The sequence below is a fragment of the Nonomuraea sp. B5E05 genome, assembly GCF_039880665.1.
In the GTDB taxonomy this organism is placed as follows: domain Bacteria; phylum Actinomycetota; class Actinomycetes; order Streptosporangiales; family Streptosporangiaceae; genus Nonomuraea.
The window spans coordinates 88,819-112,665 of sequence record NZ_JBDPMJ010000015.1 but is presented as its reverse complement, the minus strand read 5'-3'; the positions used below and the strand labels follow the sequence as shown (position 1 = coordinate 112,665).

The window sequence follows — 23,847 nt, the reverse complement described above, 5'->3', positions numbered from 1 at the left end:
ACCGCGTCCGGGCGCTAGGCGGCGCCGCACGCGAGCATGTCGCCCGTGGGGGTGCGGCGGTAGACGACCTGCTTGCCGACCCGCATCCCCACCGCGAGCCCGCCGTCGCTGAGCACGCCGAGGTGCTGGCTGACGGCGCCCGGGGTGAGCGACATGCGGGCGGCCAGGGCCGAGGTGGTGGCGGGCTCGGCGAGCGCGAGGAGGATCTGCGCCCTGCTCCTGCCGATCAGCGCGGCCAGCGCGCCCGGCGCGGGCGGCGGCCCTTGCTCCCACAGCGTGCCCACGCCGAGCACGGGATAGACGAGCATCGGCTGGTACGGCGGCGCGATCACTCCGACCGACGGCCACCAGAACGCGCTGGGCACCAGCACCAGGCCGACACCGCGCACCGCTTCGTCCGCGCACCACGGCCGGTCGATGAGCAGCTTCTCCCCCGTCCAGGTGACGGCGGGGTCGAGCGTGGCGAACAACTGGCGCGCGCCGCCCTCGGCCAGCAGGCGGGAGCGGCGCAGCACGTCGCGCTCCAGCAGCCCGTACACGCGCGGCCAGAACTCCGCGAAACACGTCTCCCAGTACGCCTCCAGCGCCCGCGCGACCCTGGCCACGCCCGCCTCGGGGTCGGCCGTGAACCGCTCGATCACCGCCCGGTCGGTCCCCTCGACCCGCAGGGCCTCCCGCCGGGCCGTCTCGGGCGGCGTACGCCTGACCCGGTCGAGCTCGGCGGCGAAGTCGGGCATCGGCGTGTCGGGCGGTGGAGTGATGAAGTCGGCCAGGTAGCCGGTCGGCGGGACGAGCGCGAACAGCTCGCTGAGGTCGAGCCCCGCGAGCCGGGGCCGGACGGCCTTGATCCACGGCAGGTGGAGTGACTGCCGGGCGGGCCTCTGGAGGGTGCGCAGGCTCGTGACGAGCTCCCACATGGGCGAGAACGCGAACCGGATGCGGGCGACGTCCTCAGGGGTGAGCGCCCAGGAAACCGACATGCTTTTAGTCTCCCCTAAATCGTTCGCACCCCAAAGATTGAAATATCACGATTTCTTGCGTGTCAGACATCGCCACCGAGAAGCCGTCAGACCCGCAGGGGAAGCCGTCCTTCCTCCAGTCCATGGTGGGCGGGCTGCCCCGCCCGTTCTGGGCCCTGTGGGGCGGCACCCTGGTGAACCGCCTGGGCACCATGGTCGTCCCTTTCACCGGCGTCTACCTGACGCAGAGCCGCGGCCTGTCGCTGGCCGCGGCCGGCCTCGTGATGGGCGTCTACGGTGCGGGCTCGCTGCTGTCGCAGCTGCTCGCCGGGGTGCTCACGGACCGGATCGGGCGCAGGGCCACGTTGTCGGGCGGCATGCTGGCCACCGCCGTGAGCATGCTGGCGCTCGGCTACAGCTCCACGCTGCCGGCGATCCTGGCCTCCATGTTCGCGCTCGGCCTGGTGATCGACGTCTACAGGCCCGCGTCGAACGCCCTGGTCGCCGACCTGATCTCCCCCGCGGAACGGCCACGGGCGTACGGCCTGCTGTTCTGGGGGATCAACCTCGGCTACGCGGTCGGCATGACGGCCGGCGGCCGGCTGGCCGAGCTCGGGTTCGTCTGGCTGTTCTGGATCGACGCGGTGTCCTGCGTGGTCTTCGCCGCGCTGGTGTGGCGGGCGGTGCCGGAGACCAGGCCGGAGACCGCGCCGGAGTCGGCCGGCGGCTTCGCCGTGGTGCTGCGCGACCGGGTGATGGTGGGGTTCACGCTGGTCGTGCTGGGCCACGCGCTGGTCTACGCGCAGACGATGACCATGCTGCCGGTGGCGATGACGGAGGTCGTGAAGCTCTCGCCTGGCCAGTTCGGGCTGGCCATGGCGCTGAACGGGGTGCTCATCGTCCTCGTGCAGCCGCTGGTGTCGGCGTGGCTGGGACGCAGGGACGCCGCCCGCACGTTCGCGACGGGCGTGGCCCTGATGGGGCTGGGGTTCGCGATGACGGCGTACGTCACCAGCACGACCGGGCTGGCCGCGACGATCGCGGTGTGGACGGCGGGAGAGATCATCGTCGCCGGCGTCCCCGGCGCCGTCGTGGCCATGCTCGCCCCCGCGCATCTGCGCGGGCGGTACTCGGGGGTGTTCGGGTTCGCGTGGTCGCTGGCCGCCGTGCTGGCGCCGCTGCTCGGCGGCCCGCTGCTGGAGCTGGGGCCGAAGGCGTTGTGGTTCACGATGGGCGGCGTCGGGGCGGTGTCGGCGCTCGGCATGCTGGCGCTCGGACCGGCGATCCGGCGCCGCTGAGCGACATATGTCACTTTTCGTCGCTTGGACGATAAAAAGCGTGACGTATTAGGCTGAGCGCGTGGCTCAACTGCGGATTGCCCTGGCACAGACCAACCCGACCGTCGGCGATCTGGCGGCCAACGCGGACCGGCTGATCGTGTGGACCCGCGACGCCGCCGAACGCGGTGCCCACCTGGTCGTCTTCACCGAAATGTTCCTCACCGGCTATCCCGTCGAGGACCTCGTGCTGCGTACGTCGTTCGTGGACGCCAGCATCAGGGCTCTGGAAGAGGTGGCGCGCAGGCTGGACCGGGAAGGGCTCGGCGAGCTGCCCGTGGTGGTCGGCTACGTCGACCGCGCCGCCCGGGCGCCCAGGACCGGCCAGCCGAAGGGCGCGCCGCTCGACGCCGCCGCGCTGCTCTTCAAGGGCCAGGTGGTCACTCGTACGGCCAAGCACCACCTGCCCAACTACGGGGTGTTCGACGAATACCGCTACTTCGTGCGCGGCGACCGCCTGCCCGTCTTCCGCCTGCACGGGGTCGACGTGGCCATCGCGGTGTGCGAGGACCTCTGGCAGGACGGCGGTCCGGTGTCCGTCGTCGGGCAGGCGGGAGCCGGGCTGCTCGTCGTCCCGAACGCCTCGCCGTACGAGAAGGAGAAGGACGACGTCCGCCTGGAGCTGTGCGCGCGCAGGGCGCGCGAGGCAGGGTGCGCGCTCGTCTACGTCAACCAGGTCGGCGGGCAGGACGAGCTGGTCTTCGACGGCGACTCGATCGTGGTGGACGGCTCGGGCGAGCTCCTGGCGCGGGCCGGGCAGTTCAAGGAGGAGCTGCTGGTCGTGGATCTCGATCTGCCGCCCTCGCAGGCGCAGACGGGGACGTTCCCGTACGACGCGGGCGACGGCACCACGATCACGGTCGAGCGCCTGGTGTTGTCGGCCGACCCGGTCGCCCCTTATCCCCCGGTGGCCGCCCCCATCGCCGAGCGGCTGGACCCGCACGCCGAGGTCTACTCCGCGCTGGTGCTGGCCGTCCGCGACTACGTGGCCAAGAACGGCTTCGAGTCGGTCATCCTGGGCCTGTCGGGGGGCATCGACTCGGCGCTGACGGCCACGATCGCCGCGGACGCCATCGGGCCCTCGCGGGTCCACGTGGTGCTCATGCCGTCCCGCTACTCCTCCGACCACTCGCTGGGCGACGCGGAGGAGCTGGTGCGCAGGCAGGGGGTGACGTCGCGGGTCGCGCCGATCGCCCAGATCGTCGACGCGTACGAGAAGGAGATCGACCTGTCCGGCCTGGCCGCCGAGAACCTCCAGGCCAGGGTGCGCGGCATGATCCTCATGGGCCTGTCCAACGAGCACGGCCACCTGGTGCTGACGACGGGCAACAAGAGCGAGCTCGCGACCGGCTACTCCACGCTGTACGGCGACTCCGCGGGCGGCTTCGCGCCGATCAAGGACGTGCCGAAGACGATGGTCTGGGAGTTGTCGAAGTGGCGCAACACCCACTCCGACCCCTCCTTCCTGCTGGAGGCCGAGCGGCCGATCCCGGAGAACTCGATCATCAAGGAGCCGAGCGCCGAGCTGCGGCCAGGGCAGCGCGACACCGACTCACTGCCGCCGTACGAGGTGCTGGACCGGCTGCTGGACGACTACGTGGAGAAGGACATGGGCTCTCAGGAGCTCATCGCGGCCGGCCACGATCCCGAGTTGGTGACGCGGGTGATCAGGCTGGTGGACGTGGCCGAGTACAAGCGCAGGCAGTATCCGCCGGGCCCCAAGATCACTCCCAAGAACTTCGGCCGGGACCGCCGCCTGCCGATCACCAACAGGTGGCGCGAGACCACGGGCTGAACCCCCACCCCGGCTCATGACGGCCAGGCCCAGGCCCGGGAGTTGTGCACCAGCGACGCCTGGTGGGCCAGCGCGGACGCGAGCTCCAGGGCTCCACCGCGCTGGATCCGCTCGGCCACCCCGGCACTTCGCATGCCCGCGCTGACCTGCCGCCGTGGCTCCGCGTGCCACAACACGGCCGTGGAGGTGCGCTCGCGCCAGATCCGCCACCCCGGGTAGGTGTCGCGCAGCACCTGGAGCTGGCGGGACTGCTGGGAGCGGAAGGCCCGATCCGGCGCCTCGGTGGCACCCGGAGAGCCTGCGCCGCCGCGGGCGATCGACGAGGAGAGATCTACGGCGCATTCCGGCTTGCTCATGGTGCGAACCTCCGCCATCCGTGGCCGCTGCTAAGGAAAGTTCCTCATGTATCTGGGCCCATGAGAGGTTGCCCGGACGTGGCACCCCAACTCTGGCCAAACGCGTAACCAACAAGTTACGCTTTCCGGGTGGACGAAGTGGCGGGAGCGATCGCCGACCCCGTGCGGCGGCGGATCCTGGTGATGCTGCGCGACGGGCGGCTGTCCGCCGGGCAGATCGCCGAGCAGTTCGCGATCAGCAGGCCGGCCGTGAGCCGTCACCTGCGCGTGCTCAGAGGGAGCGGCCTGGTGCGCGACGAACTGGTCGGGAGGCAGCGCCTCTACGCGCTCGACCCCGGCAGGTTCGGCGAACTGCTCGCCTGGCTCTCCCAGTTCGCCCGTCCCTCCGGGTGGGAGCACCGCTTCGACGCACTGGAGACGGAGGTGTACCGAACGCGCCGCGAGCGCCGCACCAGCACCAGCACCAACACCAGCACCAGCACCAGCACCAGCACCAGCACCAACGAGGAGAACACCGCATGAGCCCGATCCCCACCGGCCGGCTGTTCGGCACGGCCTCAGGAAACGGCACGGACATGGCCGGCGACGTCGGGCCCGGCTGGGAGTACTACCTCGACATGCTGGTGGCCTCCCGCGACGGCTCCCCCACGCCTGATTTCCACGACTACCACCCCGCCATGCAGGCGTACTACCGCGGCCTGTCGCCGGAGACGCCGAACGGCGCATAACCCCAGCGGACGGCGCACAGGTTGCCGGCGCCGCGCTGCCCGCGGCTTCTCCATGACCCGGTGGCGCCCCGGGGCACGCTCGCGACCAGGGGGACGGCGAGCTTCCCCGCGTTCACCCAGGGCCGGGGCGTGCAGGGTGAGAACTGTCGGGGGCAGCTGGCACAGTATCGCCGTGGCCCAACCCCTGAAAGAAATGATCAATTCCGCCTCCGTGCAGGTCCTGGCCGACGGGCTGACCGCGGTCTGGGCGCCGTTCCCCCGCGCCCGCTTCACCGAGCGCGCCCTGGCCGGGCTCGGCGGGCTGGAGCTCAAGGACCGCGTCAGGCATGTCTCGGCGGCGCTGCACGACGCGCTGCCGCTGCCCTATCCCCAGGCCGCCGAGATCGTGCGCGAGTGCGCGTCGCGGGTGCGGCTCGACATGTGGAGCGGCTGGCCGGCCACCGACCACACGGCCGCCGCGGGGCTCGATCATCTGGAGCCCGCGATGGCCACGCTGGCCACGCTCACGCCCTACGCGACGGGCGAGTTCGCCGTACGCCCCTTTCTAGAGCGCTACCGCGACGACGCTCTCAAGATCATGCACGCCTGGGCCGAGTCCCCCGACGAGCACCTGCGCCGCCTGGCCTCCGAGGGCTCCCGGCCCCGGCTGCCGTGGGCCGGGCGGGTGGCCTGGCTGATGACGCCGGGGCCGACGTTGCCCCTGCTCGACCGCCTGCGCGACGACCCGAGCGAATACGTGCGCCGCTCGGTCGCCAACCACGTCAACGACCTGGCCAAAGACCATCCCCGGGTGGCCCTGGAGCTGCTCGCCCGCTGGCGTTCCGACGGCGGCTCCCACGTGGAGAAGGTGCTGCGCCACGCGGCGCGCGGGCTGCTGCGCACGGGCCACCCCGAGGCGCTCGCGCTCATGGGCGTCACCCCGGGCAGCGGCGCGGTCGACGCGCTGGTCCTGGAGGCCGACACCGTGCCCATCGGCGGGAAGCTGTCCTTCACCGTCACGGTCACGGCCGGCGCGCCGGGGCCGATGCTGCTGAAATACGCGATCCGGCGGCCTGGCTCGCGCCGCGTGTTCCACCTGGGCCAGCGGGCGGCCGACGGGTCCGGCGCGGTGTTCACCGTTCGCAAAAGTCATTCTTTCCGCCCGGTCACCACCCGTGACGAGCCGCCGGGCGGGAGGGAGCTCGACGTGATCGTCAACGGCAGGGTGGCCGCGACGACCGCCTTCACCCTCGTCGATCCCGCGCCCGAGCCGGCCCCTGCCACCGGCCCGCCCCTCGAAGCTTTCAGGTAGATTGCCCCGGTCAGTACGGCCCGCGCAGCCGTCCGCGCACCGCACCGACCTGGAGGCGGACCCACCGTGACCCCCGACGTCGACCTGCTGGCCATCGAGATCGGTGTCATCTGGCGCCTCGACGACCGCGGCCGCCTGCCCGGGCCGGAAGACCTGGTGATGGGGGTGGCGGCCGACGGCATGACCGCGGCGGTGGGACACGACGTGCCCGGCGCGCTCGCCGCCCGGCTGCTCGACCTGGTCGCCCGCGGCGTCCCTTCCTCCCCAGGTCAGCCGCCGGAGGTGCTGGAGCAGTGCCGGGCGCTCCTCGGGAAGACGACGGTGTCCGGCGGGCCGTGCTACCTGATCCCGCCGCCACCGGTGCTCTTCGACGCTCCCGCAGCCGTGGTGCTCCGGTCGGACGACCCGGCGCACGCCGAGCGCGTACACCCCCTGCGACCCCAGAACTGGGCCTGCGATGAGTGGGACGACCTCCTCGACGGCCGCGACGGCGCGCCCTGGGCGATGGTCGTGGCGGACGGCCAGGTGGCCGCCGTCTGCCACGCCGCGCGCCGGACACCGGCCGGCGCCGAGGCTGGGGTGTGGACCGCACCCGCGTTCCGTGGTCGTGGCCTCGCCGCGGCGGCCACCGCCGCCTGGGCCGGTCTCCTGCCGGGCACCCGCCTGTTCTACAGCACGAGCGCGGACAACCACTCCTCGCAGCGGGTGGCGGCGCGGCTCGGGCTCCGTTCCATCGGCTGGTTGTGGAAGCTCACCCGCTGACACGTGAATCAACCTCGGCCATATCGCCTGACCTCGATTGCCCCAGAGCCGACTCGATCACCAGTGAGATGGAACGAGTAACTCGTCCGTCGAGTCTGCCGAGGTGACCGAGCACTTTCCCGGCACGGATGCGGGTCGTTTCACGCACGCTGGTACACCCTGGGCAGTCGTTCCCGGCGCAGCAGGTCCCGCCAATCAGCCGGCCAGTTGATCAGGGCGAAGACGATCATGATCACCAGGTTGGTGGGGGCGGCGACGCGTTCGTAGAGTTCGCTGCCGGCGATGATGTGCGTCGTGGTCGCGGCGGTGAGGACCAGGATCAGGGCCGTCGCGCCGATGAACTTGAATCGCCGGCGGGGAAGGACCAGCAACACGGCGCACACCCCCTCGATGGTCCCGACCACGAACCTGAACCAGGACGGGTAGCCCCACTCGACGAACTTCACCGAGTACGCCGGCCCGAAGAACGTGGGGCCGGGCCAGTATTTCGTGACGAAGCCCATGAAGAACGTGAATGCCACGAACCAGTAGAAGGCCGTGAGCAGTCGTCGTGGCCACACGCGGGTGGACATGATTGTTTCCTCCGAAGTAACTCGTCCGGAAAATGGATGCCGCCGGTTCAGGCCGGCTGGATGAGCCCGATGACATTGCCGTCCGTGTCGGTCACCGAAGCGATCAGCTTGCCCCCGCCGACGTCCTTGACCTCCTGCGACGTCTGCGCCCCGGCGTCGAGGAGCGCCCGCAGGCTCGCCTCGATGTCGTCGACGTGCCAGTAGGAGACGGGCCCGGACATCCCCTTCTGATGGCCCTGCGGGTCCAGGCCGATGTTCTGGCCGTTGGCGGAGAAACCGACGTAGTAGGGCTCATCCATGTACGGCTCGACGCCCAGCAGTACGCTGAAAACGGCCTTGGCGGCGGCGAGATCCTTGACCGGGTGAATGACGGTTTTGATGCCATGGTTCATGACGAACTCCCCTGGTGTGCCGGTCACATCGGCGAAGGCCGATGGGTCATAGATATGACACGACCCGATCAAGGAATGTGACCGATGGATGACCACGCGTTTCTGGCCGACCGATTCGAGGAGCATCGCCGTCACCTGCGAGCGGTGGCCTACCAACTGCTGGGGTCACAGAGCGAGGCCGATGACGCCGTTCAGGAGGCGTGGCTGCGGCTCAGCCGCTCCGACACCAGCGAGGTCGAGAACCTGGGGGGATGGCTGACCACGGTCGTCGCCCGCGTGTCGCTCAACATGCTGCGCTCGCGCACCACTCTGCGCGAGGACCCGTTGGAGGCGGTGGCTCCGGACTCCCCCGGCGACGGCGGGAGCGATCCGGAGCAGGCCGCGCTGGTGTCCGACTCGGTCGGCCTGGCGATGCTGGTGGTGCTGGACAAGCTCGCTCCCGCCGAGCGGTTGGCCTTCGTCCTGCACGACGTCTTCGCCGTGCCGTTCGAGGAGATCGCACCGATCGTGGATCGTTCCGCGGCCGCCGCCAGGAAGCTCGCCAGCAGGGCCCGGCGGCGGGTCCAGGGGGTGGACCCGCTGTCCGGTGCCGACCTGCTGCGACAGAGGGAGGTCGTCAGCGCCTTCCTCGCGGCCTCGCGGGCCGGCGACTTCGGCGCTTTGCTCGCTCTGCTCGACCCGGACGTGGTGCTGCACGCTGATCGTGCGGCCGTGCTGACGGGCGCCTCCGGGCGGCTCCGCGGCGCTTCGGCGGTGGCCGAGACTTTCCGCGGCCGTGCCCGGGGCGCGCGGCTGGCGCTGCTGGACGGGGCCACCGGAGCCCTTTGGTCAGCGGGCGGGCAGCCGCGCGTGGCGTTCGATTTCACGATCGCGGCGGGGCGGATCACCGAGATCAACCTGATCGCCGACCTCGACCACCTTCGCGAACTCCACCTGGAGGTCATCGAGAGCTGATGAGGGCGCCGTGCCGGAGTACGGGTTCGGCTCGTTGTCGGTGACCGCCGGGGTCGTCGCCCGCGCCCATCAGAGGCTGGTCTGGGAACGCACCCGTCACATACTCCGGCCGGCCTCCATGCCCTCTTGCGCGAACCGGCGGGCGACGGACCGCCCGATCCCCGGTCCTGCCCCGACCACCACCGCACCCGGCATCATCGGCTCCTTCGTGTTGTTGCCCTAGAACAATGGGACGGTAAGGCGTCATATCGATGTGAAGGTCAAGGGAACACATGCGGATCGGTGACCTGGCCCGGGAGACCGGGGTGAGCAGGCGGCTACTGCGTTACTACGAGGAACAGGGCCTGCTGCGGCCCGTGCGGCTGCCCAACGGCTACCGCGACTACGGCGACGCGGACGTCGCCGCCGTCCGCCACATCCGGGTGATGCTCGCCGCGGGGCTGCCGACGTCGGTGATCGCGCAGTTGCTCGACTGCGTGCATGACGACGGCGGGCGGATGGTGCCGTCCGGCTGCCAGGGCATGGCCGGCAGCCTGCGGAGGGAACGCCGGCGCATCGCCGAGACCATCGAACGGCTCCAGACGTCCCAGCGCGCGCTCGACTCCCTGCTGACCGCCGTCGCGGAACAGCGGTGACCGCGTGAACAGGTCCGGCCCCACCCCGGCCGCCGTCCGTGGATGATCGCGGATCAGAGCCCCTTGCCACGCCGGGCGTCCCCGGGTGATCGCGGGTCTGGGTCACGAGCCGCGCGTGTGGTTCCTGGCGATCGCCTCGTGGGCCGGGAACGATCGCGTTCGGCGAGCCACCACTCGCGTTCAGGAAACCGGCAACCTCAACCGGGCGGCAGGCGGGTCGCGATGCCGTCGAGGACGAGGTCGAGCCCGAGCAGGAACTGGGCCTCGAAGTCGCCGTTGTCCACCTGGGCGTGCCGGGCGAGCTCGCCGACGTGGTCGTCGAGGTGCCGGGTGACCTTGCCGCGGATCTCGGCGTCGGCTTCGGGCGTGCGTACGGTGTCCCACCAGGTGTTCTCCGACGCGACAAAGCCGTTGACGTACGAGCTGAGCGTGCCGACGGCGGCGACGAGCGTGGCGCCGCTCAGCCCGGCGTCGGCCAGCGCGGAGTAGAACACGCGGGAGCGAGCCAGCGCGTTCGGTCCGAGCAAAGGGCGCGTGGCGGTGAGCGCGGGCACCCAGGGGTGGCGGCGCATCACCTGCCTGCTCTGGGTGAGCTGGCGCACCAGCAGCTCTCGCCACGGGCCGGCCTCCGCGGGCTCGATCTCGCCGATCACCTCGTCGAGGGCCAGGTCGAGGACGTCCTCCTTGCTTCTGACGTACTCGTAGAGCGACATCGTCCCCGCCCGCAGGCGCGCGGCCAGCGCCCGCATCGAGAACCCGGCCACGCCCTCGGCGTCGAGCAGCGCGACGGCGGCCGTGACGATGCGCTCGCGCGTCAGGCGCGGCCGGCGCGGCCGGTCGTCGGCGCGGAACCAGATGGACTCCGGCACGCTCCCGCTTCCTTTCCGTGCACTGTACGGAAAACCGTACGGCTAGCTTAGGGCGCCCAGAGCAGAGGAGGAGATTCCATGGCAGAGCAGCGGTGGCGGCACGACTACGCGATGCTGGCGTTGCGGGTCGACCAGGTGCTGGGCGGCGGCATGCTCATCTACTCGGGTCCGGCGGAGTGGAGGGCGACGGCGGAGTCGGAGCCGCCCGCAGCCCCGGGCGGGCTGGCCGGGGAGGCGGATCGGCTGCTGGAGTCCGCCCCGTCGGCCTATCTGGCCGCGCAGGTGCGCGCGCTGCGGGCCGTCGCCCGCCGGCTGGACGGGGAGCGGCTGCCCCTGGCCGAGTACGCGCGCGAGTGCCTGGGCCTGGAGCCGCGGCGGCTGCCCGAGGAGGTGTTCGAGCAGGCGCACGCGGAGCTGGACGCGGCGCTCCCGAGGACCGGCGGCTCGCTGGCCGACCGGATGCGGGCGTGGCAGGCGGCCCACACGCTGGAGCCGATCGAGCGGCTGCCGGAGCTGGCGGCCGGCGCGGTGGCCGAGACGCGGGCACGGACGAGCGCGATCATCCCGCTGCCGGAGGAGAGTGTGGAGGTCCGGCTTGTGGAGGGGGTGGCGTTCCACGCGGCCGGCGCGTACGAGGGCGGCCTGAAGTCCACGATCCACGTCAACAAGGCGATCCCGTTCAACCTGGCCGATCTGCTGTACGTCATCGCGCACGAGGGCCATCCCGGGCACATCGCCGAGTCGCTGCTCAAGGAGCACCAGGACGACCAGGACGTACGGTTCATGTTGTCGCCGTCGTTCGTGCTCAGCGAGGGCCTCGGCCTGCTCGCCGAGGAGCTGGTCTTCCCCGGCGGCGAGGCGCGGGCCTGGCTGGACGAGCACGTCTTTCCCGAGGCCGGCATCCGGCCCGACGGGAGCGACCTGGCCGCGATCCACCACGCGAAGAACGTGTTGTGGGGCGTCTGGGGCAACGCCGTGTTCATGGCGGAGGAGGGGCGGAGCGAGGCGGAGGTGGCCGCGTACCTGGGCCGGTGGGCGTTGTACAGCGAGAGCGAGGTGGCGCGGGCCATGGGGTTGATCAAGCCGACGCCGACAAGCCCGTACCTGTTGGGATATTTCCATGGATGGGAGCTTCTGCGGCCCTGGGCGACCACCCCCGACCGGGTCCGCCGCCTGCTCACCGAGCAGCTACTTCCCGCCGACGTCATCCCCTGACGCGCGCCGCGCGATCAGCGCCTCGACGCCGTCGAGCAGCAGTTCGAGGCCGAAGTGGAAGTCGCCGTCGTCGACCCACCCTTCGGCGCCGCGCAGCGCGCCCGCGCGCACGGCGGCCGACAGCGCCGGGTAGGTCTCGGCGTCGAGCAGCCCGGCGAGGGCCTCGCCGTAGTCGTCGGCTCCCCCGACGCCCGGGTCGACGACGTGCGGCTCTCCGGACGTGGCCACGAGCGCCGCGTCGGTCAGCGCGTAGCCCGCCAGGGCACTTGCCACGTTGATCTTCTCCCCGCCGTCCAGCCCCATGCCATCGAGCGCGGCGAGCAGGCGGTCGAGCCAGAGCAGCCGCCGGGGGCCCAGCGGCGGGGTGAGCTGCGCGATCGGCAACAACCACGGGTGCTCAAGGAGGGTGTCGCGCTGGGCGCGGGTCCAGAGCTCGAGATAGTCGCGCCAGGGCCGGCCCGCGGGGTCGGGCGGCATCGGCACGACGAAGTCGGCCATCGCGGTGAGGAGCTCTTCCTTGCTCCCGACATAGCGGTAGAGCGCCGTCGCCGCCACCCCCACCCGCGAGGCCACGCTCGCCATCGAGACCCCGGCCAGGCCCTCGGCATCGGCGATCTCGATGGCGGCCGAGGCGATCATGGTCAGGTCGAGCCGCGGTCTCGGCCCTCGGCGCGAGACCGGCTCGCGCCCCCACAACCGCTCCACCACGGGCGGCAACGACCGCTCCTGCGACATTCGGCTTCCTCCTTGACTCACTCCTAGGATTCTGCATTACCTTTAAACTATGAACGTCATACACAGTACGTCATTCACAGAAGCTGTGCACGCCAGAGGACTGACCAAGTCCTTCGGCGGCAGGCCGGTGCTCTCGGGGATCGACCTGACCGTGCCCACCGGCTCCCTGCTGGCCCTGCTCGGGCCGAACGGCTCCGGCAAGACCACCACCGTGCGCATCCTGACCACCCTGCTCGCGCCGGACGGCGGCACCGTCACCGTGGGCGGCCACGACGTCACCCGCGAGGGCGTCGCGGTGCGCCGCGTGATCGGGCTGACCGCTCAGCAGGCCACGGTCGACGGGCTGCTGAGCGGCCGGGAGAACCTTGAGCTGTTCGCCGGTCTCTACCATCTCGGCGGGAGGCAGGCCCGGCGGCGAGCGAGCGAGCTGCTCGAACGCTTCGACCTGACCGCCGCGGCCAACCGTCAGGTCTCCACCTATTCCGGCGGGATGCGCCGCCGCCTCGACCTCGCCGCCAGCATGATCTCCAACCCCAGGATCCTCTTCCTTGACGAGCCCACCACCGGGCTCGACCCGCGCAGCCGGGCCGAACTGTGGTCGGTGATCCGCGAGCTGCTCGCCTCCGGCACCACCATCCTGCTGACCACCCAGTACCTCGACGAGGCCGACCACCTCGCCGACCGCGTCGTGGTGATCAACGGCGGGCGGGTCGTGGCCGACGACTCCCCCGCCGCACTCAAACGCCAGGTCGGCGCGGAACGCCTGGTGATGCGCCTGTCGCGGGCCGACGACGTCCCCCGTGCCGGGGCCGCGCTCGCCGACGCCCACCTCGGCCCGGACGCCCGCGAGGTCACCGTGGCCGTCCAGGACCCCCGGCACCTGCGCCAGACGCTGGACCTGCTCGACCGGGCCGGGATCGACGTCGAGCACGTGGCCTTGCGCGCCCCCACCCTGGACGACGTGTTCTTCGAGCTCACGGCGGCCGCGGCATGAGCGCCCTCGTCACCTCGGCCGGCGACCTTCGCCGCCTCGTTGTCCGCGACCTGCGCCGCGAACTGCGCGTCCTCGACGGCCTCATCGTGAACACGGCGCTGCCCGTGATCATCATGCTGCTCTTCGTGTACGTGTTCGGCGGCGCGATCACCACCGGCTCCAGCGGCCTGTCCTACATCGATTTCGTCGTCCCCGCCGTGCTGCTCATGTCAGGCGGGTACGGAGCCGCCCTGTCGGCCGTGAACATCTCCGAAGACCTGACCGGAGGCATGATCGATCGTTTCCGCACCCTGCCCATCAGCGGCTGGGTGGTGCCCGCGGGACACGTCGTCGCCTCGGTGGTGCGCAACGTGGCATCGTCCGCCATCGCCCTGCTCGCCGCGATCGTCCTCGGGTTCCGCCCCGAGGCCACCCTCACCGGCTGGGCTCTGGTGCTGGCGCTGGTCGCGGGATACGTCCTCGCGATGTCCGCCCTCGCGGTCGTGTGGGGGCTGCTGGTCAAGTCGACCCAGGCGGCGGGCGCGTTCAGCTTCGCGGTGCTCTTCCTGCCGTACGTCTCGGACGGGATCGTCCCCGCGGAGACGATGCCGGGCGTGCTGCGCGACTTCGCCTACAACCAGCCGGCCACACCGATCATCGAGACGCTGCGGGCACTGCTCCTCGACCGGCCCGTGGGCTCGTCGGGGGCGGTGGCGGCGGCGTGGCTGATCGGCGTGGTGGTGATCAGCGTCCCGGTCGCGGCCCTGCTCTTCCGCCGCAGGACCGCCGCCTGACGGCCCCGCCGATCAGGGTCGGGGCGTTATCCCGGCCAGGACCACGTCGACCACGCGTACGGCAAGGTCGGGAGCGAGCTCGCCGCCGGGCCCCCACTTGGTGTGCCAGAGCATCGTTCCCGAGAGCAACGCCATGCCCATGTCGACGTCCAGGTCGGGATTGAGCTCGCCGGAGGCGATGCCGCGCTCGATCACCGCGCGCATCGCCTCCCTGCGGGGTGTGATGGCCCGCTTGACGAACCGCTCCATCAGCTGCGGGTAACGATCGGCCTCGCTCATCGCGATGTTCATCACGCAGCGGCTGCGGGGCTGACCCGCCTCCCTGCGCATGGCGTCGAGCAGGCTGATCAGGTCGTCGCGCACTGATGTGCCGCCGAGCTCTGGCAGCGGCGCCTTGAGCGTGGCGAGGGCGTCGACGACCAGATCTTCCTTGTTGGACCAGCGCCGGTAGATCGTGGTCTTGCCGACGCCTGCCCTCGTCGCGATCGCCTCGATGGACAGCTCGGACACGCCCATGCCTTCGCCGAGCAGGTCGAGGGTCGCCTCGATGATCGCCTTCTCGGCCTTCTCGCTGCGCGGACGGCCCGCGGGGCGGGCAACCGCTGGTTCCTGGATCGTCATCGCGGCCTCACACTGTAGCGGGTTCCCTCTGTTCCGTCTGCCGCACCGGGCGCGGCTTGCCGGGCATCCACCTCGCCACGACCACGATGCCGAGCAAGCCGACCACCGCCGACACCATGGCCGTGACGTGCATGCCGTCGACGAACGCGGCGAACGCCGGCTTGATCAGCGCCTGCCCCTGCTCTCCCAGAGCCTCGGCGACGCCCATCGTTCCCATGATCGACTCCCCGGCGGCGTGCTGGGCGTCGGCGGGCAGGCCCGCCAGCACCGGCGCCATCTCGCCCCGGTAGCTGGAGGACAACACCGAGCCGAGCACCGCCACGCCGAGCGCGCCGGCCAGTTGGCGGACGGTGTTGCTCATCGCGGATCCGACACCGGCCTTCTCCCTGGGCAGCGATTCCATGATGGCGGTGGTCGCGGGCGGCATGATGTTGGCCATCGCCGCACCCTGCACGAAGAAGACGATCTCGATCAGCAGGATCGGCGTGTTCTGGTCCATCAGAGCGTAGCTGCTCAGCGCCAGGGTCACCACGATCATGCTCACCGTGGCCGACAGCTTGGCGCCGAACCGCTCGTTCACCCGCTGGCTGAGCGGTGCGAAGATGAGCTGCGCCGCGGCGAACGGGATCATCAGCGCCCCCGCCTGCACCGGCGTGAACCCCAGCACGATCTGCAGGTAGAAGGTCAGGAAGAACATCCCGCCCATCATCGCGAAGAAGACGATGCCCATCATGCCGATGGCCGAGCTGAAGCGGACGTTGGCGAAGTTCCGGACGTCGAAGACCGGGTGGTCGATGCGCCGCTCCCACCACACGAACACGCCGAGCACCGCCAGGCCGAACAGCGTCGGCACCAGCACTTCGGCGCTGGCCACGGTGGCGAGTTCGCCGCCGCGGATGATGCCGTACACGATGGCCACCAGACCGATGATCGACAGCGCCACGCCCAGCGGGTCGAGCCTGGACGGCTTCGGGTCACGCGACTCGGGCACGACCATGGAGATCAGGACCAGGCTGACCAGCACGATCGGCACGTTGACCAGGAACACCGAGCCCCACCAGAAGTGCTCGATCAGCAGGCCGCCCGTGATCGGGCCGATCGCCACCGCGAGGCCGACGCCGCCGGCCCACACGCCGATGGCCTTGCCACGCTCACCGGGCGGGAACACGTTGGAGATGATCGCCAGCGTGGCCGGCATGATGGCCGCGCCGCCGATGCCCATCGCCGCCCTCGCCAGGATCAGCTGCGTCGGATCCTGGGCATAGGCGCTGGCCAGCGAGGACAGCCCGAACAACACCATGCCGATGAACAACATGCGCTTTCGCCCTGTTCGGTCGCCGATCACGCCGAACGTGAACAACAACCCGGCGAACACCAGCGTGTAGGAGTTGATCGCCCATTCGAGCTCGCTCTGCGTCGCTCCCAAGCCCACCGTCTCGTCGGCGATGGTCTTCATCGCGACGTTGAGGATCGTGTTGTCCAGCACGACGGCCAGCAGGCTGAACACCAGCACGCCGAGAATCGCCCATCGGCGTGGATGTCCCGTTCTGGGGTCCATGACAAGGTCCTTAATTTCGATACGTCTGAGTTTCGCAACGACACCGTAGCGCAATACATTCCGATACGCAACGGTCCCGTTTCGTTAATCCATGCGAACTCCGCGACCGAACGGGATCACAGCCCTCACCCCGCCACATCGGACGGGTTGGTCTGGGACGGTGAGGCGTGCGCCAGGTCGGTGTTGCCGACCGTGTTCGTGCCCGAGTCGGCGCTCACGGCTTCAGGTGCGGGCGGGCTTGATGACTCCGTACCACCGCTGCAAGGCCGCCCGGAGCATTTCGATCTCCATGGGATCGGGCCGGGGTGATGCAGATGCCCAGGCCACATAGCAGTCCGGTCGAAGGAGCAGGGCGGTGGGCGCGGGGGTCAGGGAGCGCGCCGTGACGATATCGACCTGGTCGTGCGCCAGGGCGAGTGTCTCCGCCAGCGATGATTCTTCGGTCAGGTCGAGCAGCAGAGGGCGTGCGGTTCTGGTCAGCTCGGCCAGCCGTACCGGCCCGGTCGCGGTGTGCAGATCCAGGTCCGGGACGAACCGGCCGGTCAGCGGGTGCGCCTCGGGCACGCCCATGTCGTAGCGGACGTCGGCGCCTGCGGTGAGCTCGGCCAGGCGCCGCACAGCGCTCGGGTCGCGGAGCAGTTCGGTGAACACCTCGCGCAGTCCGGTGACATCGCCGCCGGGGGCGATCAGGGCCGCCTGTGCCTGCGCGTTCAGCACCATGCGCTGGGCGGCCGATCGCCGCTCTGTCTCGTAACTGTTCAGCAGTCCGGACGGGGCGCTTCCCCGGATCTCGGCGGCGAGTTTCCAGCCGAGGTTGACCGCGTCCTGCAGGCCGAGGTTGAGCCCCGGACCGCCTCCCGTGGCGGCGTACACGTGGGCGGCGTCACCGATCAGGAACACCCGGCCGTCGGCGAACCGTTCGGCGATCCGGGTGTTACCGCCGGTCAGCCGGCGCAGCGCGTGCGGTCCTTGGCCGTCGGGCGGCCCGAGTGGCACGTCGACGCCGAGCACGTGGCGGATACTCGTCCCCAGCTCCTCCAGGCTCATCGGGGCGTCGGTCGTGGGCTGGTCCCACTCGGTGGTGCTGACCAGCGGTGGATGGCCGGGCATCGGCGCGTAGGAAAACCCTCCGTGCTCGGTGCGGTGGGGCATGAACGGCATAACGGCGCCGTAACCGGGCAGGTTCAGCGCGCCGGTCGCAGGATCGACCCAGTCCGCCGGGACCGTCGCATGCGCTGAGCGAACGGTCATCCGGTCGTAGGTGATTCCGGGGAATCCGATGCCGGAGAGCTTGCGCGTGGCGCTGTGGGCTCCGTCGGCACCGATCAGGTACCGGGCCTGTAGGTGGTACTCCCCCTCCGGGCTCGTGATGTCGACGGTGACGGCGTCGTCGTCCTGTGCCAGGCCGACGACCTCGTGTCCCCGCCGGATTTCCACGCCCAGTTCGATCGCTCGCTCCTGCAGAACCTGCACGACACGTCGCTGCGGCACCGGCAGAGCGTGGACGGGGCTGTCCTCCAGCAGGCTCAGGTCCAGGCCCATCGCGCCGAACATGAAGTACGCGGAGTTCGGCTGCGGCGGTTCCGGGCTGCCGGTGAGACGTTCGTGCAACCCGCGGTGGTCGAGCATCCTCACGACCTGGCCGAGCAGTCCGTTCGCTTTCGGTTCCCGGCTGGGCTCAGGTAGCCGCTCCAGCACGAGCGGCCGGACCCCTGCCAGGCTCAGTTCGCAGGCCAGCATCAGCCCGTTGGGGCCGCCGCCGGCGATGACAACATCTGTGATCATGTGTACTCCCTTGTTCGTCCGCAAAGGGGCAGGACGGATGAGGCGCTGAAGGGCCCGGCCGGCGGGCGGCGGCTGGGCGAGGCTCGTCGCGAGGTGCGGGCATGGCGACGTGGTCAGCCGCGGTAACACTCAGCGAGGGCGATGAAGGCGGCCTTGGGCTCCCAGGACATGTCGGGGTAGGTGTCCCCGCGGCGATCCTCGAGGACTTTGACGATGCCAGGACTGGCCAGGTCGAGATCGTCGCGGCAATCGCCATCGGGGCGGTGCGGGAAGTTGTCGAGCGCGAAGAGGAAGACGAAGGTGGCGTCGACACCGGCGGTGTCGTAGATCTCCAGCAGCTCCCGCAGGTAGGCGGCCTGGCCGGTCTCGTCGCGGACGTACTCGCCGTCCAGCCGGAGCGGCGTGCCGGTGTCCTCGCCGAACTCGACGACCTCCAGGACGCGGCCGCCCCTGTCGCCCGCGCCGCGGTAGGCCGCGGTGCCGAACTCGGTGATCGCGACCGGCTTCCCCTGCCCGACGAGGGTGCGCACGACCTCGGCGAATGCGCCGGCGACCTCGGCCGACCGGTAGAGATCCACGCCCACGATGTCGAAGGGCGCCCAGTCGACACGCTCGAGCGGTATGGAGGCGTAGGTGATCCGGCCGCCGAATCGCTCGCGAATACCTGCCACGGCGTCGCCGAGGAAGGCGTTGACCCGCGCGCTGAGCTCGCCGACCCGCTCGGCCAGCCGATCCCGCTGGTTCAGCAGCAGTTCGAGCCTGTCCTCCTGGGTGTCGCCCGGCAGGAATCCCTTGTTCATCAGGCTCAGCTCGGCGCCGGCGACGAACACGACCTCGGCGCCCCGCTGCCGGATCCGCTCCGCCCGCTCGGCGCAGTCGGCGAACAGCGACAGCGTCTCCTCGGCGGTCAGCTCCAGAGGGTAGGGCGAGAACCAGACCTCCAGGCCGAGGTCGGAGGCGTAGGTCGCGGCCAGCTCCAGCCGCCCGGGATCGCCGCCGATGACGCGGACCGCGGTGCAGTGCAGGTCGTCCCTGATGATCTTCAGCTCGCGCCTGACCACGTCCGGGTCGAAGCGCTCGCGGGAGGACCCTCCATTGCGGATGAAGCCGGTGTCGTAGGTGATGCCCTTGGCCCTCATGGCACGGGTCCTTCCTGTGGGATGAGGACGCCCAGGCTAGAAAGAAACTTGCGTACACGCAAGTTTGCGTACACGCATTCAAACTGGGATGCTGGGACGGTGACGACGAGACGGACGGGGTTGCGCGAGCAGAAGAAGCAGGCCACCCGAGAGGCCCTGCGCGCGGCGGCCCTGCGGCTGGCTCTTGAGCGTGGACCGGACAACGTGCGCGTCGACGACATCGCCGAGGCCGCCGGCGTCTCACCGAGGACGTACAACAACTACTTCTCCAGCCGCGAACAGGCGATCGTCGCCGCCGTCGCCGGCGAACGGGAAGCGCGGGTCGCGGCGGCCGTGGCCGACCGGCCCGCCGGCGACGGCCTCGCCGACGCCGTCATCGAGGCGATCGTGGACCAGTACACCGACCCGGGCGAACCCGGCCGGGACGCGCTGCTGCTGATCACCACCCGCCCCGCACTGCGCGACGCGTTCGTCGAAACCACCACCGCGATCGAACACCCTCTTACCGGCGCGATCGCCGAACGTCTCGGCGATGGCGACCCTCACACCGCACGGGTGCTCGCGGCGAGCGTGGCCGCCGCAGTTCGCGTGGCGCTCGAGCAGTGGCTGCAGACGGCTGCTTCGTCCTTCACGACCAGCGGGCTCGTCGTGCCGTCCGGCTCGCTACCGGACCTCCTTCGCACCACGCTCGCGCCCCTCACACCCGCACTCGACGCCGCCGAGCAACGAGCACTCCGCCACCGGCACCAGTGACCTCCCGCCGCAGGAAACGGCGCCCCGGCATCTGCCGCCGGGGCGTCGCCGGCGCGTAGGAACCCGCCGAACACCACCGGTCAGACCGCGCCCGCTCTCGTGCGACCACGCCGCCTGATGGGTGACAGAGAGCATGGATCATCTGTCACATCGGCCTTCGCCGGACCGCGTCCGCCCAGCTCAGCACCCGGGCAGCCGAAACTTGGCTCACCCACGCGGCCACCACGTGGACCCTCGACGATCTGCTCAAGTGAGTGCGGCGGGTCCTTCCTGACGTAACGGAGCGTCCTCCAGCAGAATTGGAGGCTCCCCCATCGGCGCAAGGGAGGCGTCGTTCTCCAGTGCCCGGACGACCTCCTGTCCTTGCACGCCGGACGTGCCCTCCACCGGCACCACGGCCACCTGCTCCAGCGGCGCCGTGGCGACCGTCTCCACCGGTGCCGTGGAACCGCCCTCCGGCTCCGGCGTAGCGGGCCGGCTCGGCGCGGTGGATGCCATCGGGCGGCGGCGCCAGAACGGGAGGGCGATCACCACCGTGGCCACCCCCACCAGGCCGGCCACGGCGAACGCCCAAGCCGGACCCGTCCCGTCGATGACGGCACCCGCGATCGGCGCCGAGACGGCACCACCCACCAGCAGCGCGGTGCCGTGGAAGCCCATCGCCTCCCCCCTCGCCCCTGCGGGCACCCAGCGGCTGAGCACGTCGACGGTGGACGACAGGGACGGCGCGCAGAGCATGCCCGAGGGCAGCAACGCCAGGACCAGCCAGTGCCAGCCGCCGCCCACCCACGCCACGGGAACCGTCAGCAGGCCCATGGCGCCGATGAGGACCAGCGGCGAGAACCCGCGGGACAGGCCACCGTACAGGAAACCGCCGATCAGGGAGTAAACCGCCCAGACGGCCACGGCGAGCCCGACCCACGCTGTCTGGCCTGCGTGCTCCATGGTGGCGACCAGAGCGAGCTCGGCCGCCACGAGCACGAACGTGGCCGCCGCGACCGTGCCGAGCAGCGCCACGAACGCCGGCGTGACCCACTGCCTCCTGGGCACCTTGACCGTCTGCTCCGCCATCTCGTCGGCCGAGCGGGTGGGCGGGTTGAGCACGATCAGCCCCACACCCGCCGACGTCACCCCGAGCCCGATGACGGCCATCGTCGGGCCGCTGCCGAGCGTCGTGACGCCGGCCACCGCGAGCGCGGGACCGGTCATGTAGGACAACTCGACCAGCATCGAGTCGAGCGCGAAGCCGCTGCGCCGCTGGGGCTCGGGCACCATGGCGGCCAGGCACTGCCGTGTCACGCTGAAGACCGGCAGCCCCAGCAGCCCCGCCACCGCCGCCGCCGCGGCGAGGACGGGGAACGGCAGCGCCCACGCGCACGCCCAGAACACCGCCTGCGCCACGGTCGTGACGACGACCACGGGACGCAGCCCGTGCCTGTCGACGAACCTGCCCGCCAGGGGCGAGCCGATCGCCATGCCGATCGTGCTGGCCATGGTGACCAGCCCGGCCTTGGCGAAGCCCAGGTCGAGCGTGGTGGCGACGTGCAGGGTCAGCGCCATGCCGACCGCCGTGGACGGGATGCGCGCCAGCAGCCCCACCAGCAGCAACGTGGGGAGACCCGGAATCCTGAACAGGCGCCGGTAGGGGTCAAGAGCCATGGTGTTCGTTACCTCCGCGCTGATTCTGGCAAGAGGCACCGACAGTTCCGCCACTCGTTTTCCGCGCGTGCCATCATCGGAGGAGTCCGGGGACGCCACTGGGGCGCCTCGAGACCTTCCTGGAGTGATGCCACATGTCCTCTTCGACCACGCTGTACGGCGGCGCCGCCGGACGCCGCGTCACCGTCCGCGACCTCGTCGCCGCCAAGGAGCGCGGAGAGCGGTGGCCCATGGTCACCGCCTACGACGCGATGACGGCGCGGGTGTTCGACGCGGCGGGCATCCCCGTCCTGCTGGTGGGCGACTCGGCGGCCATGGTCGTGTACGGCCACGACTCCACGCTCCCCGTCACGGTCGACGACCTGCTGCCGCTCACGGCGGCCGTCGTACGCGGCTCGTCGCGCGCGCTGGTGGTCGCCGACCTGCCGTTCGGGTCGTACCAGTCCTCTCCGCGGCAGGCGCTGGAGACGGCGGCGCGCTTCATGAAGGAGGCGGGCGCGCACGCGGTCAAGCTGGAGGGCGGCCGCCGGGCCGTTCCCCAGGTCGAGGCGCTGGTCTCGGCGGGCATCCCGGTCATGGCGCACCTGGGCCTGACCCCGCAGTCGGTCAACGTCATGGGCGGTTACCGCGTCCAGGGCCGCGGGCAGGCCGGGGACGAGCTCATGTCGGACGCCAAGGACCTGGAAGGGGCCGGAGCGTTCTCGGTGGTGCTGGAGTGCGTGCCGGCCGATCTGGCGCAGCGGGTGACGACGTCGCTGGCGATCCCGACGATCGGCATCGGAGCGGGCCCGTCGACGGACGCGCAGGTGCTGGTGTGGCAGGACCTCATGGGGCTGACGCCGCGGCCGGCCAAGTTCGTCAAGCAGTACTCGGATCTGGCCGCCGAGATGGACCGCGCCGTCCGCGCCTTCGCCGCCGACGTCACCTCCGGCGCCTTCCCCGCGCCCGAGCACACCTACCGCTGAGCGCGGCGCGCCGGCCACAACGAACGGGCTCGACCGACCACGCGGCTCACGGGCAGTCAGGCGGCCAGGGTGGCGGGATCGGTGTTGGAGCCGCAGACGACGACCGCCACCCGCTCCCCCGGGCTCGGTGTGTAGACGCCTGACAGGAGCGCCGCGTACGCGGCCGCGCCGGCGGGCTCCGCCGCGATCCGGTGCCGCTGCCAGAGGGTGCGACGGGCGGCCACGATCGCCTCGTCGGTCACGAGCGCGCTCTCCACCCTGGGCCCGGAGAGGATCTCGAAGGCCAGGCCGCCGATCTTGCTGGCGCCCAGCGCGTCGGCCCCCACGCCGCTCACCTCGACGGGCACCGGCCGGCCCGCCTGCAGCGCCGCCCGCAGGGTCGGGATCCGCTCGGGTTCCACGGCGACGATCCGCGGTCCCGCCCCGGAAACGCCCGCCGTGCTCGCGGTGCCCAGCGTGACGCCGGCGGCGAAGCCGCCGCCGCCGACGGCCACCACCACCGTGTCCACGCCACCGGTCTGTTCCACGATCTCCAGCCCGGTGGTGCCCTGCCCGGCGATCACCTCGGACTGGTCGTAGGCGTGCACCGCCAGCGCGCCGGTCTCGGCGGCGCGTTTGGCGGCGGCCTCGGCGGCTTCGGCATAGATGGCGCCGGTCTGCGTGATGTGCGCGCCCAGCGCCTCGAGCCCCGCCACCTTCACCGGGCTGGTCACCTCGGGGACGAAGATCTCGGCCCGCACACCCAGCTCTCGCGCCGCGTACGCCACCGCCAGCCCGTGGTTGCCGCCGCTGGCCGCGATCACGCCGCCCGCGGGCAGCTCGCCCGCTGACAGGATGCGGTTGAACGCCCCGCGCACCTTGAAGGACCCCGAGTGCTGGAGCAGTTCGAGCTTGAAGAACAGCCCGGGCGAGATCTCGAGCACCGGGGTGCGGAGCGCGAGGCCGTCGATCCTCCTGGCGGCGGCCAGCACGTGCTCGTGGGCGACGGTGGTCACGTTGT

25 protein-coding genes are annotated in these 23,847 nt (G+C 71.0%); 13 read left to right on the top strand and 12 right to left on the bottom strand.

The annotated features are described in order from the left end of the window. Positions 1 to 14: 14 nt before the first annotated feature. Positions 15 to 980, bottom strand: coding sequence for a DUF5937 family protein (locus tag ABGB01_RS26575; protein WP_347776258.1), 966 nt, complete (start codon positions 978 to 980; stop codon positions 15 to 17). A 59-nt stretch (positions 981 to 1,039) separates the two neighbouring features. Here ABGB01_RS26575 and ABGB01_RS26570 point away from each other — a divergent pair, with 59 nt between their 5' ends. Continuing rightward, the gene (locus ABGB01_RS26570) at positions 1,040 to 2,257 is read left to right on the top strand and encodes an MFS transporter (protein WP_347776257.1); all 1,218 of its coding nucleotides are present in this window, start codon (positions 1,040 to 1,042) and stop codon (positions 2,255 to 2,257) included. 61 nt (positions 2,258 to 2,318) lie between these two features. Continuing rightward, on the top strand, positions 2,319 to 4,091 hold the full coding sequence (locus tag ABGB01_RS26565) for an NAD+ synthase (RefSeq protein ID WP_347776256.1): 1,773 nt from the start codon (positions 2,319 to 2,321) through the stop codon (positions 4,089 to 4,091). Positions 4,092 to 4,105: 14 nt separating this feature from the next. Here ABGB01_RS26565 and ABGB01_RS26560 read toward each other — a convergent pair whose 3' ends face one another. Next, the gene (locus tag ABGB01_RS26560; RefSeq protein WP_347776255.1) at positions 4,106 to 4,447 is read right to left on the bottom strand and encodes a hypothetical protein; all 342 of its coding nucleotides are present in this window, start codon (positions 4,445 to 4,447) and stop codon (positions 4,106 to 4,108) included. Positions 4,448 to 4,576: 129 nt separating this feature from the next. Here ABGB01_RS26560 and ABGB01_RS26555 point away from each other — a divergent pair, with 129 nt between their 5' ends. The 4 genes from ABGB01_RS26555 to ABGB01_RS26540 all read left to right on the top strand — a co-directional run bounded on the left by ABGB01_RS26555 (position 4,577) and on the right by ABGB01_RS26540 (position 7,228). Further along, positions 4,577 to 4,969: a metalloregulator ArsR/SmtB family transcription factor gene (locus tag ABGB01_RS26555; RefSeq protein ID WP_347776254.1), complete on the top strand. Its 393-nt coding sequence runs from the start codon at positions 4,577 to 4,579 to the stop codon at positions 4,967 to 4,969. Further along, a complete protein-coding gene (locus ABGB01_RS26550; RefSeq protein WP_347776253.1) occupies positions 4,966 to 5,175 on the top strand; it encodes a hypothetical protein in 210 nt (69 codons plus the stop codon). Before ABGB01_RS26555 ends, ABGB01_RS26550 begins: the two co-directional genes overlap by 4 nt. Before the next feature lie 172 nt (positions 5,176 to 5,347). Next, the gene (locus ABGB01_RS26545) at positions 5,348 to 6,466 is read left to right on the top strand and encodes a hypothetical protein (RefSeq protein WP_347776252.1); all 1,119 of its coding nucleotides are present in this window, start codon (positions 5,348 to 5,350) and stop codon (positions 6,464 to 6,466) included. Positions 6,467 to 6,532: 66 nt separating this feature from the next. Further along, positions 6,533 to 7,228, top strand: a complete 696-nt coding sequence (locus ABGB01_RS26540; protein ID WP_347776251.1) for a GNAT family N-acetyltransferase — start codon at positions 6,533 to 6,535, stop codon at positions 7,226 to 7,228. Positions 7,229 to 7,368: 140 nt separating this feature from the next. Here ABGB01_RS26540 and ABGB01_RS26535 read toward each other — a convergent pair whose 3' ends face one another. Then, positions 7,369 to 7,800 carry a DoxX family protein gene (locus ABGB01_RS26535; protein WP_347620764.1) on the bottom strand — a complete coding sequence of 144 codons (432 nt, stop codon included), beginning with the start codon at positions 7,798 to 7,800 and terminating at the stop codon, positions 7,369 to 7,371. Positions 7,801 to 7,847: 47 nt separating this feature from the next. Further along, a complete protein-coding gene (locus ABGB01_RS26530) occupies positions 7,848 to 8,318 on the bottom strand; it encodes a VOC family protein (protein WP_347776250.1) in 471 nt (156 codons plus the stop codon). Between ABGB01_RS26530 and ABGB01_RS26525 the strand changes: the two genes are divergently transcribed. After that, positions 8,277 to 9,146, top strand: coding sequence for a sigma-70 family RNA polymerase sigma factor (locus ABGB01_RS26525; protein ID WP_347776249.1), 870 nt, complete (start codon positions 8,277 to 8,279; stop codon positions 9,144 to 9,146). The genes ABGB01_RS26530 and ABGB01_RS26525 overlap by 42 nt on opposite strands. 272 nt (positions 9,147 to 9,418) lie before the next feature. Then, positions 9,419 to 9,781, top strand: coding sequence for a MerR family transcriptional regulator (locus ABGB01_RS26520; RefSeq protein ID WP_347776248.1), 363 nt, complete (start codon positions 9,419 to 9,421; stop codon positions 9,779 to 9,781). Between the two features lie 197 nt (positions 9,782 to 9,978). Here the strand turns inward: ABGB01_RS26520 and ABGB01_RS26515 are convergent, their stop codons facing one another. Beyond that, positions 9,979 to 10,650 (bottom strand): TetR/AcrR family transcriptional regulator, encoded by a 672-nt coding sequence (locus ABGB01_RS26515; protein ID WP_347620759.1) that lies wholly within the window; start codon positions 10,648 to 10,650, stop codon positions 9,979 to 9,981. 78 nt (positions 10,651 to 10,728) lie between these two features. On the opposite strand from ABGB01_RS26515, the gene ABGB01_RS26510 reads away from it, so the two are divergent. Next, complete coding sequence (locus tag ABGB01_RS26510; RefSeq protein ID WP_347776247.1) at positions 10,729 to 11,865, top strand: hypothetical protein; 1,137 nt, start codon at positions 10,729 to 10,731, stop codon at positions 11,863 to 11,865. Here ABGB01_RS26510 and ABGB01_RS26505 read toward each other — a convergent pair. Next, complete coding sequence (locus tag ABGB01_RS26505) at positions 11,839 to 12,600, bottom strand: TetR/AcrR family transcriptional regulator (RefSeq protein WP_347776246.1); 762 nt, start codon at positions 12,598 to 12,600, stop codon at positions 11,839 to 11,841. The two genes, ABGB01_RS26510 and ABGB01_RS26505, sit on opposite strands and share 27 nt — an antisense overlap. An 85-nt stretch (positions 12,601 to 12,685) precedes the next feature. Between ABGB01_RS26505 and ABGB01_RS26500 the strand changes: the two genes are divergently transcribed. Together ABGB01_RS26500 and ABGB01_RS26495 are read left to right on the top strand one after the other, a co-directional pair. Then, the gene (locus ABGB01_RS26500; RefSeq protein WP_347776245.1) at positions 12,686 to 13,594 is read left to right on the top strand and encodes an ATP-binding cassette domain-containing protein; all 909 of its coding nucleotides are present in this window, start codon (positions 12,686 to 12,688) and stop codon (positions 13,592 to 13,594) included. After that, a complete protein-coding gene (locus ABGB01_RS26495; RefSeq protein WP_347776244.1) occupies positions 13,591 to 14,367 on the top strand; it encodes an ABC transporter permease in 777 nt (258 codons plus the stop codon). The genes ABGB01_RS26500 and ABGB01_RS26495 overlap by 4 nt, the downstream gene beginning before the upstream one ends. A gap of 12 nt (positions 14,368 to 14,379) precedes the next feature. Here ABGB01_RS26495 and ABGB01_RS26490 read toward each other — a convergent pair whose 3' ends face one another. From ABGB01_RS26490 to ABGB01_RS26475, 4 genes are all read right to left on the bottom strand, one after another. Next, a complete protein-coding gene (locus tag ABGB01_RS26490; RefSeq protein ID WP_347776243.1) occupies positions 14,380 to 14,988 on the bottom strand; it encodes a TetR/AcrR family transcriptional regulator in 609 nt (202 codons plus the stop codon). Between the two features lie 7 nt (positions 14,989 to 14,995). After that, entirely contained in the window at positions 14,996 to 16,546 is a 1,551-nt protein-coding gene (locus tag ABGB01_RS26485) for an MFS transporter (protein WP_347776242.1), read from the bottom strand. Positions 16,547 to 16,768: 222 nt separating this feature from the next. Further along, entirely contained in the window at positions 16,769 to 18,331 is a 1,563-nt protein-coding gene (locus tag ABGB01_RS26480; protein ID WP_347776241.1) for an FAD-dependent oxidoreductase, read from the bottom strand. Between the two features lie 113 nt (positions 18,332 to 18,444). Then, positions 18,445 to 19,470 (bottom strand): hypothetical protein, encoded by a 1,026-nt coding sequence (locus ABGB01_RS26475; RefSeq protein WP_347776240.1) that lies wholly within the window; start codon positions 19,468 to 19,470, stop codon positions 18,445 to 18,447. Positions 19,471 to 19,569: 99 nt separating this feature from the next. Here ABGB01_RS26475 and ABGB01_RS26470 point away from each other — a divergent pair, with 99 nt between their 5' ends. Further along, positions 19,570 to 20,223, top strand: a complete 654-nt coding sequence (locus ABGB01_RS26470) for a helix-turn-helix domain-containing protein (RefSeq protein WP_347776239.1) — start codon at positions 19,570 to 19,572, stop codon at positions 20,221 to 20,223. A gap of 246 nt (positions 20,224 to 20,469) precedes the next feature. On the opposite strand, the gene ABGB01_RS26465 is transcribed toward ABGB01_RS26470, so the two are convergent. Further along, complete coding sequence (locus ABGB01_RS26465; protein ID WP_347776238.1) at positions 20,470 to 21,882, bottom strand: MFS transporter; 1,413 nt, start codon at positions 21,880 to 21,882, stop codon at positions 20,470 to 20,472. 134 nt (positions 21,883 to 22,016) lie between these two features. Here ABGB01_RS26465 and panB point away from each other — a divergent pair, with 134 nt between their 5' ends. Further along, complete coding sequence (panB, locus tag ABGB01_RS26460; RefSeq protein WP_347776237.1) at positions 22,017 to 22,847, top strand: 3-methyl-2-oxobutanoate hydroxymethyltransferase; 831 nt, start codon at positions 22,017 to 22,019, stop codon at positions 22,845 to 22,847. A 56-nt stretch (positions 22,848 to 22,903) separates the two neighbouring features. Here panB and ABGB01_RS26455 read toward each other — a convergent pair whose 3' ends face one another. Further along, positions 22,904 to 23,842 (bottom strand): serine/threonine dehydratase, encoded by a 939-nt coding sequence (locus ABGB01_RS26455; RefSeq protein ID WP_347776236.1) that lies wholly within the window; start codon positions 23,840 to 23,842, stop codon positions 22,904 to 22,906. Positions 23,843 to 23,847: the final 5 nt, after the last annotated feature.

Excerpts from the sequence above, each read along its gene's own strand:
- ABGB01_RS26475 (WP_347776240.1), bottom strand. The coding sequence starts at position 19,470 with ATGAGGGCCAAGGGCATCACCTACGACACCGGCTTCATCCGCAATGGA.
- ABGB01_RS26525 (WP_347776249.1), top strand. The coding sequence starts at position 8,277 with ATGGATGACCACGCGTTTCTGGCCGACCGATTCGAGGAGCATCGCCGT.
- ABGB01_RS26550 (WP_347776253.1), top strand. The coding sequence starts at position 4,966 with ATGAGCCCGATCCCCACCGGCCGGCTGTTCGGCACGGCCTCAGGAAAC.
- ABGB01_RS26520 (WP_347776248.1), top strand. The coding sequence starts at position 9,419 with ATGCGGATCGGTGACCTGGCCCGGGAGACCGGGGTGAGCAGGCGGCTA.
- ABGB01_RS26480 (WP_347776241.1), bottom strand. The coding sequence starts at position 18,331 with ATGATCACAGATGTTGTCATCGCCGGCGGCGGCCCCAACGGGCTGATG.
- ABGB01_RS26490 (WP_347776243.1), bottom strand. The coding sequence starts at position 14,988 with ATGACGATCCAGGAACCAGCGGTTGCCCGCCCCGCGGGCCGTCCGCGC.
- ABGB01_RS26495 (WP_347776244.1), top strand. The coding sequence starts at position 13,591 with ATGAGCGCCCTCGTCACCTCGGCCGGCGACCTTCGCCGCCTCGTTGTC.
- ABGB01_RS26505 (WP_347776246.1), bottom strand. The coding sequence starts at position 12,600 with ATGTCGCAGGAGCGGTCGTTGCCGCCCGTGGTGGAGCGGTTGTGGGGG.
- ABGB01_RS26510 (WP_347776247.1), top strand. The coding sequence starts at position 10,729 with ATGGCAGAGCAGCGGTGGCGGCACGACTACGCGATGCTGGCGTTGCGG.
- panB (WP_347776237.1), top strand. The coding sequence starts at position 22,017 with ATGTCCTCTTCGACCACGCTGTACGGCGGCGCCGCCGGACGCCGCGTC.
- ABGB01_RS26535 (WP_347620764.1), bottom strand. The coding sequence starts at position 7,800 with ATGTCCACCCGCGTGTGGCCACGACGACTGCTCACGGCCTTCTACTGG.
- ABGB01_RS26530 (WP_347776250.1), bottom strand. The coding sequence starts at position 8,318 with ATGCTCCTCGAATCGGTCGGCCAGAAACGCGTGGTCATCCATCGGTCA.
- ABGB01_RS26575 (WP_347776258.1), bottom strand. The coding sequence starts at position 980 with ATGTCGGTTTCCTGGGCGCTCACCCCTGAGGACGTCGCCCGCATCCGG.
- ABGB01_RS26465 (WP_347776238.1), bottom strand. The coding sequence starts at position 21,882 with ATGGCTCTTGACCCCTACCGGCGCCTGTTCAGGATTCCGGGTCTCCCC.
- ABGB01_RS26485 (WP_347776242.1), bottom strand. The coding sequence starts at position 16,546 with ATGGACCCCAGAACGGGACATCCACGCCGATGGGCGATTCTCGGCGTG.
- ABGB01_RS26560 (WP_347776255.1), bottom strand. The coding sequence starts at position 4,447 with ATGAGCAAGCCGGAATGCGCCGTAGATCTCTCCTCGTCGATCGCCCGC.